8 protein-coding genes are annotated in these 12,246 nt (G+C 42.6%); 6 read left to right on the top strand and 2 right to left on the bottom strand.

Annotated features, from left to right (window positions below):
• Positions 1-15: 15 nt before the first annotated feature.
• Positions 16-2,643: a cyanophycin synthetase gene (gene cphA / locus GSQ74_RS03140; protein WP_158989980.1), complete on the bottom strand. Its 2,628-nt coding sequence runs from the start codon at positions 2,641-2,643 to the stop codon at positions 16-18.
• 437 nt (positions 2,644-3,080) lie between these two features.
• Here cphA and GSQ74_RS03135 point away from each other — a divergent pair, with 437 nt between their 5' ends.
• The 5 genes from GSQ74_RS03135 to GSQ74_RS03115 all read left to right on the top strand — a co-directional run bounded on the left by GSQ74_RS03135 (position 3,081) and on the right by GSQ74_RS03115 (position 9,203).
• A complete protein-coding gene (locus GSQ74_RS03135; protein WP_158989978.1) occupies positions 3,081-3,986 on the top strand; it encodes a cyanophycinase in 906 nt (301 codons plus the stop codon).
• A 102-nt stretch (positions 3,987-4,088) separates the two neighbouring features.
• Entirely contained in the window at positions 4,089-4,934 is an 846-nt protein-coding gene (locus tag GSQ74_RS03130) for an isoaspartyl peptidase/L-asparaginase (RefSeq protein ID WP_158989976.1), read from the top strand.
• Positions 4,935-5,048: 114 nt separating this feature from the next.
• Positions 5,049-5,681, top strand: coding sequence for a hypothetical protein (locus GSQ74_RS03125; protein WP_158989974.1), 633 nt, complete (start codon positions 5,049-5,051; stop codon positions 5,679-5,681).
• Positions 5,682-5,874: 193 nt separating this feature from the next.
• Positions 5,875-8,016 (top strand): carboxy terminal-processing peptidase, encoded by a 2,142-nt coding sequence (locus tag GSQ74_RS03120; protein ID WP_158989972.1) that lies wholly within the window; start codon positions 5,875-5,877, stop codon positions 8,014-8,016.
• A 392-nt stretch (positions 8,017-8,408) separates the two neighbouring features.
• Positions 8,409-9,203: a DUF1835 domain-containing protein gene (locus GSQ74_RS03115; RefSeq protein ID WP_158989970.1), complete on the top strand. Its 795-nt coding sequence runs from the start codon at positions 8,409-8,411 to the stop codon at positions 9,201-9,203.
• 176 nt (positions 9,204-9,379) lie between these two features.
• Here the strand turns inward: GSQ74_RS03115 and GSQ74_RS03110 are convergent, their stop codons facing one another.
• A complete protein-coding gene (locus GSQ74_RS03110; protein ID WP_158989968.1) occupies positions 9,380-10,945 on the bottom strand; it encodes a glycoside hydrolase family 10 protein in 1,566 nt (521 codons plus the stop codon).
• A gap of 338 nt (positions 10,946-11,283) precedes the next feature.
• Between GSQ74_RS03110 and GSQ74_RS03105 the strand changes: the two genes are divergently transcribed.
• Complete coding sequence (locus GSQ74_RS03105; RefSeq protein ID WP_158989966.1) at positions 11,284-12,195, top strand: hypothetical protein; 912 nt, start codon at positions 11,284-11,286, stop codon at positions 12,193-12,195.
• Positions 12,196-12,246 lie beyond the last annotated feature (51 nt).

Below are 12,246 nucleotides of genomic sequence, written 5' to 3'. Positions count from 1 at the left end.
CACCGCACCACTAACCTACACATTAAACAACCCATTCCTTTCCTGCTCCTGGTAATTCTGTACCGTTTCAATAGCGTTATCTACCACATCACTTAGCGCGGTAATAAAGGTGCCCGGCTTGGCCAGACTCATCGCGTGCTTAATGGCATCAATCTCTTTAGGTACTACCTCAAATTGCTTGTTGGCATCAACCGACAATATACCCTCTTTTAATAGTGATAATATATTTTCCTCGGTACGGCCACGCAGGTGTTTTTCCTGCCGCAGGATGATATAATCAAACATCTCTGCCGATAGCTTACCCAGTTCGCGGATGTCCTCATCGCGCCTGTCGCCGGTACCGGCTATGATGCCAATTTTCAGTGGCGAATCCACGTGCCTTAAAAATTCTTTTATGCCTCTGTAACCATCCGGGTTATGGGCAAAATCAATCATGAACCTAAAATCCTTGAACTCAAAAATATTCATCCTGCCCGGTGTTTGCGCTGCCGACGGTATAAAGGTTTCGAGCGAGATTTTAATGTCCTCCGTTTTAAAGCCCCATAAAAATGTAGCTAAGGTTGCCGCCATCACATTCTCAATCATAAACGGAACGGTACCACCAAAAGTCAGCGGGATTTGTATAGTGCGTTGTACACGTATTTTCCAGTCGCCTTTTTTAATGGTGATAAAGCCATTTTCATGAACGCAGGCAATGCCGCCTTTTTTGCAATGCGCCCTGATCACCGGGTTATTCTCATTCATGCTGAAATAAGCGATGTTGCAACTAGCTTTTTTGCCAATGCGCACGCAATACTCATTATCCGCATTCAAAACGCCCCAGCCATCCTTTTTAACCGCATTGATGATCACACTTTTCACCCGTGCCAAATCTTCCAAAGTATGAATATCAGCCAGGCCCAAATGGTCTTCCTGTATATTGGTAACCACGCCTATATCGCAAAAGCCAAATCCCAAGCCCGAGCGTAATATCCCACCACGAGCCGTTTCCAGCACCGCGAAATCAACCGTAGGATCTTTCAAAATAAACTCAGAACTTACCGGACCTGTAGTATCGCCCTTCAGCATCATGTTATTTTGTACGTAGATACCATCAGATGTGGTAAAGCCTACTCTATGTCCATTATTTTTAACAATATGCGCTATTAAACGGGTGGTGGTAGTTTTGCCATTAGTACCTGTAACCGCTATAATAGGTATGCGCGACGATTTGCCCTGTGGATACAACATATCAATAACATGCCCGGCCACGTTACGTGGTAAGCCTTCGCTCGGCGCGATGTGCATCCTGAAGCCCGGCGCGGCATTCACTTCCAATACCACACCACCGTTTTCGGTTAACGGCTCGGTCAGGTTTTCGGCCATAATATCAATACCGCATATATCCAGCCCGATAATTTTCGAAATCCGTTCACAAATAAAAATATTTTGCGGGTGCACATGGTCGGTTACATCAACAGATGTTCCGCCGGTACTCAGGTTAGCTGTCGATTTTACAAACACCTTTTCACCTGCTGCCGGAACAGTATCCAACGTATAACCCTTTTTCTCTAACAGATCCAAGGTATCCCTGTCTACAGTTATTAAAGTCAACACATTTTCATGCCCGTAACCACGGCGCGGGTCTGTATTTTCAATGTCGATGAGTTGTTGCACTGTTGATGTACCATCACCCTTCACATGCGCCGGATCGCGCAGGGCTGCCGCCACCATTTTATTATCAATAACCAAAACCCTGAAATCATAACCGGTCACATATCGCTCCACAATCACCTTGCGCGATATTTTGGCGGCGAATTCATATGCTTCAACAGCATCTTCATGGTTTTTTATATTGATAGAAATGCCACGACCATGGTTGCCATCCAGCGGTTTAAACACCAACGGAAAGCCCACTCTGCGGATAGCTTCATCCACACCCTCAGTTGAAGATATGGTAATACCCTTAGCAACCGGAATAGCCTGCTCTTGTAAAAGGCGTTTAGTTTCTTCTTTATTGCTGGCGATGTCAACCGCAATACAGCTAGTTTTCTCCGTCATAGTAGCACGAAAACGCACCTGGTTTTTACCATACCCTAATTGCACCAGCGATTGATTATTCAACCTGATCCACGGAATATCCCTGGCGATAGCTTCCTCTACTATTGAGCCCGTACTTGGCCCCAAACGGGTAGCCTCACGAATCTCGCGCATTTGCTGTATATCATACTCCAAATCGTAATCCTCACCGGTAATTAAAGTCTCGGCAATACGTACAGCTGCTTCGGCAGCATAAATACCCACTTTTTCTTCCAGATAAGTAAACACCACGTTATAAACCCCGACAGTTTTGGTCTCTCGTGTGCGGCCATAGCCGGTATCCATCCCCGCAAGGGTTTGTATCTCCAAAGCAATATGCTCAATCACATGCCCCATCCAGGTACCGGCAACAATACGCTGATAAAATCCCCCCGGCACACCCGGAGAGCAACGGTGCTCCTGCAAACTTGGTATCAATGCTTTAAGGCGCTCATAAAAGCCATCTATTTTATTAGTAGGCTTATGCTCAAGTTCCTGCAAGTCCAACCGCATCTGGATTAACTTTTTACGGCTCCCACTCCAAATGTTCGGCCCGCGCAATACCTGTATATTTTCTATTTTCATAAAGTGCTTTTCAATGTTAAGGGCTTAAATTTACTAAATCTAAACCTGTAACAAGCTAACAAGATTTTTTGTGGTGAAAAATTAAATATTTTACACCATCTTGAATGACCATCCCGTCGACTCACCCGGCCTTGCTTCGCTCGACCACCCTCTCTATCGCTACGCGACAAAGAGGGAAACTAGAATATATTTTTCACCTCTTTGCGCCACCGGCGTAGAGAGGTCGGCCAGCGTAGCGTAGCCGGGTGAGTAAAACCCCAATTGTGCATAAATACCCCCACTATTAACAAATAACAATAGCCTTTACGCTGCTTTTTATTTTAATTTGTATTTGTTAACAATAAATGATTTTGTGAATGAGCGATTCCGTAATAAAAATTCAACGCTAATATTAATCACTCATTCACACAAGCCCTAATTCACTAAATAAATACAGCATGACCGACCCGAAAGGAAAACTGATAATAATTGGAGGAGCCGTTGATATGGGCAGTAACATTAGCGCCCAGGAGAATATTTTGCAACCCAACTACATCAAGTTTTTTGAGCAGGGTATTTTAAAACGCATCATTACCGAATCGGCTCATCACGAAGCATCAAAAGTTGAGGTAATCACTACCGCGTCGCAAATCCCGGAGTTGGTAAGTACCGAATACATCAGCGCTTTCAATCACCTGGGTGTCCCTAATGTCAATATTCTCGATATCCGTACCCGCGAAGACGCCACCAACCCGGAATATTTAAAACGTATCCGCGAGGCGGATGTAGTCATGTTCAGCGGTGGCGACCAGCTGCGCCTGAGCGCCATTTTTGGCGGCACAGAGTTTTTGCAGATCCTCAAACAACGTTATCAGGACGATAATTTTGTTATCGCAGGCACATCGGCAGGTGCCGCGGCAGCTTCAGCACACATGATATACCGCGGGTCAAGCAACGAAGCTTTGATCAAGGGCCATGTGCAAATAACCGCCGGTTTAGGTTTTATTGATTCTGTTTTTATAGATACTCACTTTGTACAACGCGGCCGTATTGGTCGTTTATTATATGCCGTTGCCAGCAATCCCGGTATTTTAGGTATTGGATTGGGCGAGGATGCGGGTCTGCTTATCACCGAAGGCAGCATGATGGAAGCCATAGGCTCCGGATTGATTATTTTGGTAGATGGCCGTAATATGGTTGAGACCAATATTTACGATGTAGAGATAGGCGCACCCGTATCTATCGAAAACTTGAAAGTGCATGTAATGTCTATTTATGATAAATATGATCTTTTACAACACAAACTGTTGATTAAAAAAGTTGTTAAGGTAGAGAACGGAGTATTTATTAAGGCTGATAAATAATCAACCCCTCCCAACCCTCCCCGGAAGGCAGGGCTTTAGTATCTTATTATTTAAAAGTCTCCCCTACCGGGGGAGATTTAGAGGGGGCTTAATCTAAGAGAAATGAAACTAATCATTCACGGGGGATTTTTTAGCGAATCGCGTACCAACCACGAGGTTAAAAAAGCGAAACAGGAAGCATTAAAGGAAATAGTGGAACAGGGCTACAAGCACCTGGCCAGCCATAATGCGCTGGAAACAGTGGTTTATGTTGTCAGGCTGCTGGAAGATTGTGATCTGTTTAACGCCGGTACCGGCTCACAAATACAAAGCGACGGTAAAATAAGAATGAGCGCATCCCTGATGGATGGTAAAAGCCTGCGTTTTTCAGGGGTGATCAATATTGAAGATGTTAAAAATCCAATATGCATTGCCCGTAAGCTTCTCGATCAGGAAGATAAAGTTTTAAGTGGCGGGGGGGCCCAGAACTATGCACGCGAAAACGGTTTTAAATACTACAACCCCGAAATACCCCAACGCCGTTGGGAATACGAAAAAAAATTAAGCGATTCCATTCGCCTGGGTACCGTAGGCTGTGTGGCCCTTGATATGAATGGCGACTTAGCGGCTGCTACCTCAACAGGTGGTAAAGGATTCGAAATACCCGGCCGTGTAAGTGATTCGGCTACTGCGGCAGGTAATTATTGCAACAAATTTGCTGGCATATCATGCACCGGTGTTGGCGAGGATATTGTTAGCGGAGCAGTGGCTACCAAAATTGTTACCCGTGTAACCGACGGCATGCTCCTATCCCCCGCGACAGAAAAAACATTGAACGAATTAAAACCATTTGATGGTTTTGCAGGGGTTATAGGCATTTCCGCTCACGGCGATATTTATCACGCGGATACACACCCGTATATGGTTTGGGCCTCGCATGATGAGAATCAAATCGAGGTTTTTGCCTGATTTTTGTCAAGCCAAAATAATATTGATCTTATTCCGAATAAATGCTTAACTTTCCCGTTATTAATTACGTACAATTACTAATTAATTAATTTATTAAACTCAAGGGAAAAACGCATGAAGTTTCTTTTAGCTGTAGTACTATCATTAAGTGTTAGTTTATCGGCCTCAGCCCAATGGTACAACATCAGCTTTAAAAAGCATGTTCGCTATCCGGCTATTGCTTTACCGCAGGATCATTCCATAAAAAAAATACCCACTACCTATATTAGCCGGGTAAAAGTAAAGATCCCTAAATTCAATTTCCAACAAAGCGATTATAATATTGAACTGGCCGAATCAGCTATCATGAAGGTGGCGCAACATAACATGCGTTTCAGAATTTATGATATTGCAAGCTATAATTTTAGCGATCTGGCAAAGCTATACATCAAACAAAGCCGTTTTTCTGAAGCTAAATGGTTCTTACTACAAAGCAGCACCATATCGCGCCAGCAAAATAACAATCAACTCACTATTGCAAACTTAATGGACCTGGCCATAGTTAAAGCCAACATGGGCGATGCCTTACAGGCGCAGCAGGATTTGACCGAGGCATTGCAATTAGCTAATGCTAACGGCTTACTTTCAAACGTTGCTACTATTCAAAAAGAACTAAAGTTTGTACAACAATATAAGCCAATTCTTACTAAGGCTGAATGGCGCTATGCATCTGATGCTATGGTTACTGCCGATAAAAAAAATAATTAGTTCCTCGATTTTTTTGTAACAATAGCGTAAAATGAAGGTCTACTAGTTATAAAATTCAAACAATATTGTAATATTGGCATTTCTAATTTGCGAGGCAGCTTCTCAACTGTCTCTTTTTATTTACTTTAGCAACTCACATTAGGCACAAGTATTGATGTTTTATTTTAATCCCCGTTTAAAGACTGTAAAAGATATGTTCAAGAAATTATATTTCGTATTAGTACTTAGTGCTGCCGTAGCCTGCCACGCGGCCCCATCAAAACCAATAAAGGTTGATGGCTCAAATGATTTGCAGCCCGATGCAAGGCAAAATTTGGTTTGTAAAGAAGTTGCTTCGCTGATTTCAAAATACAACTATAAAAAAGTTGATTTGAATGATTCCTTATCGGCAATTATTTATGATCGCTATCTTAAAAAGATCGACCCTGATCATAACTACCTGTTAGCTTCGGATGTTAAGGCATTCGCTAATTTCAAATATCAGTTAGATGATGATTTGAAAGCCGGTAACCTGAATGATGCGTTTTACATCTTTAACGTTTTTCAGAAGAGGTATCTTGATCTGATCAAATTTTCTTTGGCGCACATCAATGATAATTTCGATTACAACAAAGACGAAACTTTCACCTACGACCGTGAGGATCTGCCGTATATCGCCACTCAAAAGGACATGGACGAGCTATGGATAAAGCGTGTTAAATACGATTTGCTTAACCTTAAAATAGCCAGCCCTGATATGGCTAAAAATAAGGAAACACTTAAAAAACGTTACGAGAATTTGTTATCACAATCCAACAAATTATCAAACCAGGAAGTGTTCCAAACATTTATGGATGCTTTTACCGAAGCTGTTGATCCGCACACCAATTATTTTAACCCGTTTAACGCGGCACAGTTCAATATGGAAATGTCTCGTTCATTAGAAGGTATCGGCGCTACGCTGACTTTCGAGAACGAATATGTAACCATCAGCACCCTGGTACCGGGCGGCCCAGCAGATAAAAGCCACCAGTTAAGCCCAAAAGACCGTATAGTAGGCGTAGCGCAAGGCAAGGATGGCGAATTCCAAAACGTTGTAGGCTGGAGATTAGATAATGCTATCGCTTTAATACGTGGCCCTAAAGGAACTACTGTAAAATTACAGATATTACCTGCAGGCTCAAGTGCTGGCGGTAAACTGAAGATTGTAGAAATTGTTCGCGATAAAATTGTTATCGCGGATGCACTGGCTAGAAAAGAGATCCGCACCTATAACAGCAACGGCAAAACGGTTAAAATAGGCATTATTAATATCCCTGCATTTTATGTAGATAACAATGGCATGCAAGCAGGCGATCCAAATTACCATAGCACAACCCGCGACGTTAGCCGCATTTTAGATACACTTAGAAATGAGCACGTTGATGGTATCGTATTAGACCTTCGCGAAGATGGCGGTGGTTCATTAGCCGAAGCTATTTCACTTACAGGCTTATTTATTAAAGAAGGCCCTGTTGTACAGGTAAAAGATACAAGAGCTAAAATTGAGGTTGACAGCGATGATGATCCATCAATTGCTTACAGCGGCCCGCTTGCTATTTTAGTTGACCGCTTTAGCGCCTCAGCATCAGAAATTTTCTCAGGTGCTTTGCAGGATTACGGTCGTGCGGTTATATTGGGTACCCAAACTTATGGTAAAGGTTCAGTACAAACTGAGATCGATCTGGATAAGGTTATCGACCCTTCATTGGCTGATATGATCTCAAAGGTAACCGGCGGTTCAGGCAAACCACGTGCAAACGGCAGCGAAAGCACATTCGGTCAGCTGAATTTAACCATAGCTAAATTCTACCGCATTACCGGTAACTCAACCCAGCGCCATGGTGTAACTCCTGATATTAGTTTCCCATCGGTTATTCCTTTGGATAAATATGGAGAAGATACCGAACCTTCAGCGATGCCTTTTGATGTGATCCCTAAAAGTGATTATACCAAATTTGGCGACTTGAGCGGCGTAATCCCGCAATTGAAAACATTGCACGATCAGCGTATGGCTACCAGCGACAGCTACAAGTATTTATTACAGGATGTAGCCGACTTTAAAATACATGATGCCGAAAGGTCAATCACGTTAAACGAAGCGCTGCTTAAAAAACAACGCGATGAGGATGATCAAAAAACATTCGACCGCGACAACCTGCAACGTATTGCCCTAGGCCTAAAACCATTGAAAAAAGGCGACACAAAACCTAAAAACGAAGACCTTGATTTTGTTAAGATAGAAGCCGGCCAAATCATGACCGACTACATTAACATCAACAATAAAGTAACGCAGGTTACCCCGGTCCAACAATAAAAAATACACATATGTTTATTATCAAATCCCGGCTAAGCCGGGATTTTTTATTTAAAAACGTTTTTCACCTCTTTCCGCCGCAGGCGAAGAGAGGTCGGCCAGCGAAGCGTAGTCGGGTGAGTGAACTTCGCCATGCATATGTATCGACTCACCCGGTTTTCGCTCAGCCGCTTAACCTGCCCTCTCTTCTGCTGCGCAGGAAAGAGGGCAAAAGATTTGTTTCACCTCTTTCCGTCGCAGGTGAAGAGAGGTCGGCCAGCGAAGCGTAGTCGGGTGAGTCAATCGCCGCCAAACATCTTGATTCTTGCCTCTCCTTCCCCCACACGTAATATTCCCGCTACACCACATCAAAACATTCCGTACTTTGTTATATCTTCATACACTTTACGAAAATGGAAGAGATCCTGCACATCCTCAACGGCGATGCCACATTGAATAGTTTTGAACAAACCGGCCTCGATGGCGACGTTATTGTTTGGCGCGAGGTGCTTTCAGAAGGACCTGTGGAAGAAAACATCGCGTCAGGCAGTTTTTGGAAAAATCGCTCGGAGTGGATTTCCAAAGCCTTTGATGATTCGCCCGACTCTTACGAGGAAAAGGTAATTAACCAGCTAAGCACGCTAAGCGAACCTTATAAGGAAATAAACCTATGGTTTGAATATGATCTCCATTGCCAAATCAATATGCTTGGGGTGATCGTGATGCTCAGTAAACACACCGATCTCTCTACTCCCGGTATTTATTTAATTTGCCCCGGCAGTTACCCTGGTATAGCAAATTTTAAAGGCATGGGCGAGCTTGATGCCGACCAATTAGAGCATTTATACGACAACATCCGCGTACAACTCGGCGAGCCCGATTTTTATGTAGCCGCCGAAGCCTGGAAATACTACACCGCCAACAACATTGATGCATTAAATAAATGGCTGCACGAAAACAATTACTGGGCAAATCTCCATTTCCTAAAAAATGCATTGCAGGCCCACGTTAAACGATCAACCATAAACCACAATGGTTTAAACTATATTGAACAAACCCTGCTTGATATTTACAACAGCGGCATCCATCATAAAACCGGCATCTACAATGCCTTCTGGCAAACCGAAAACATATACGGCATGGGCGATATGGAAATTGATATTTATTTAGGGAGATTATGGGATAAACAACTAATAGATATAAAATAACTTCTATTACCTTTTGTCATTCTGTGCATCGCGAAGAATCTGTAAAGTAGTTTACGCTGTACAGACGCGTCTCCACCACATCATTGCGAGGAACGAAGCAATCTCTACACAGGCAAATCCGCCCTGTAAAGCATAAAGATTGCTTCGTCCCTCGCAATGACGTTCTAATTAATACACTACGGCATCATCACCGCAATCGTCGGCGAGCGGTCACTCTCATTCTTCAGCCTATCCAGTGCGGTAATAATGTATAAATAAGTCTTACCCTTCTGCACGGTTTTATCCTGGTAACTCAACCCATTATCGTAAGCGATGTGCAAAATATGGTCTGGTTTATTAATATCAATCTTTTCCGATCCCTCAAACCTGTAAATCACATAACCATAAACAGGCTCCTTATCAGCGGCAGGCAATGGTGTTTGCCAGCTTAAATTCACCATATAGTTACCGTTGTTAGCCACCATCCGGGCTACCACATTTTGCGGTACATTCGGTGGTATCGAGTCCAACCAAAGCATAGTTGGCGGCAGAGCCGGATACTTATAAAAATTATATTTAAGCGAATCAGCGAAGCCCCCAAAATTATCTGTCAGCGAATTCGAGCTAAAAAACACACTGCCCTGCACCCGCGGGTTGTTCCGCAAATCGCGCATCTGGTTTGGCAACTCCGAAGGATTTTTAAAGGCTATCGACGCTTTTGAACGCTCAGCAACACGATAAACCGCTTGCCCTATATATAAATGCCTGTTAAATGTATTATTACTCCACCAGTTTAGCAACGTATCAAAGTTAGCCGCACGGCTGTTACGTGGCCAGTATATTTGAGGTACCACATAATCAACCCAACCTTTTTGCATCCATTTGCGGGCATCGGCGTAATTCTCATAGTATGATGAGCCGCCGTATGTAGCTGACCCTTCAGGGTTTTGGCTCTGATTAGCCCATATCCCAAACGGACTAACGCCAAATTTCATGTGCGGTTTATGCTTGTGGATGCTATCGCCCAAAGCCTGTATCAGGGTATCTACATTGTGGCGGCGCCAGTCTTTAATATCGTCATAACCAGCTCCATATTTGGCAAAAGTATCTGCATCATGTATAGTTTGCCCCGGTACTTGGTACGGATAAAAATAGTCGTCCATATGTATCCCGTCAACATCATAATTATCAACCACATTTAATATAATGTGTATGATGTACTCACGCACTTCAGGAATGCCCGGATTAAACAGCTTTTGGCCACCGTAAGTAAAAAACCACTCCGGCTTTAAATTGGTGATATGATTAGGGCTTAACGCGTAATACTTATTATCGTTAGTAGCACGATAGGGGTTAAACCAGGCATGCAGCTCCATTCCGCGTTTATGTGCCTCAGTAATCGCGAACTCTAATGGGTCATAAAACGGATCGGGGGCCACACCTTGTTTCCCGTTTAACCATTTCGACCATGGCTCCGTGCCTTTAGCGTAAAACGCATCCGCCGCCGGCCTCACCTGGAAAAACACCGCATTTATACCCGTCTCCTGGTGATCATCTAAAATATCAGTTAACTGCTCCTTCTGTTCGTCGGCAGTCTCATTTTTTTTCGGCCAATCTATATTTTCAACAGTGGCTATCCAAACTCCCCTAAATTCCCGCTTCGGACTAATGGTGTAACGTTTGGTAGTATCTGCCTGCGAATGTACTTTTTGTATGATAAAAATGGACAGTATAAATGGAAGGATATATTTATGTAGATGCATTAAACGGGAGTATTTTAAGGCCGCAAAGATATAAAACTCCACCTGTAGCTGTTTTATTATGCTACATAATAAATAGCTGTTTTTTGGTGTTTTACCTTTTTGTACTTACTTTAGCAGGGCATCCAAATATAATTTTTACTTAAAAAGGCGTTATATTACCAAAAATTTACACTTTTAAGCAGTTTTAATCAACTAACAGAGCTAATTATTGTTATAGCTATTGTTATTATATTAACCAACCGGATGGATGTAAAAAATTAAATAGCGCCATCTAAATATTTTTAACGTATAAAGCAATTACGCGTTAGGATATTATTTTTAATTAAAAACCGATTACTATGGAAAACCAATCTGGGCAAACACCTAAAAAAAATTCAAATGTAATTTACTTTCTTATTGTTGTGGTAGTGGCTTTGTTGGGTACTGATGTTTACCTGTATCTGCAAAAAAACAAATCAGACGTTATTGTTGTGAGCCAGGGTGATGAGAAACAAAAATTACAAAATGAACTGGATAGCCTTGAATCACAAGTAGAGCAGGTAAATGCGGGCAAAACTAAAATGTCTGCCGCTATGCAGGCCAAAAATGATTCATTGCAAAGCAAAATTAAAGTATTAAGAAGCGAACTGGCAAAAGGAACCTTAACAAAAGAGGAACTTGCAAAAGCACAGGAAAACGTAAAACAACTGCGTTATTTTGTTACCAACTATACTGCGCAAATTGATTCATTGCAAAAAACCAATGCATCTTTAAAGGTTGAAAGGGATACTTTAAGAACTAACCTTGCTGTTGTAAAAACCAAAGCAGATACCCTTTCCAAACAAAACCACGACCTCAGTAACAAGGTGCAAATAGCATCGGCCCTTAAAGTGGCTGTTATTGATGTTGCCGCCTTCAAGGTAAAAAACAGTGGTAAAGAAGTTGAAGTAAGCCGTTCATCTCCCGCTAAGAAAATCAAGATTAGCTTTACAGTAGCCAGCAACGCGGTTGCGCCAAAAGGCATGCACGATATATTGATCCGTGTAATTGACCCGACCGGCAACCTGATCACAGGCGGCGATTCAGGGACTTTTACTGCTGATGGCACCAACCTGCAATACACATACAAAACTTCTATCGATTTTAAAGACGATGGCAGCAATTATATTGTAGACTGGACAAACCCTTCAGCTTTCCAAAAAGGGACTTACACCGTATTGCTTTATGCTGATGGTTACACCATGGGCAAAACAAGCTTAACGTTGAAATAAAGGTTAGAAATTAAAGGAAATAGAGATTAGAAAAGCCTCTTTGCAATATGC

The organism is Mucilaginibacter sp. L196 (assembly GCF_009765905.1).
Lineage (GTDB): Bacteria > Bacteroidota > Bacteroidia > Sphingobacteriales > Sphingobacteriaceae > Mucilaginibacter.
Note: the sequence above shows the minus strand (reverse complement) of the source record. Positions and strands in the feature narration are given on the sequence as shown.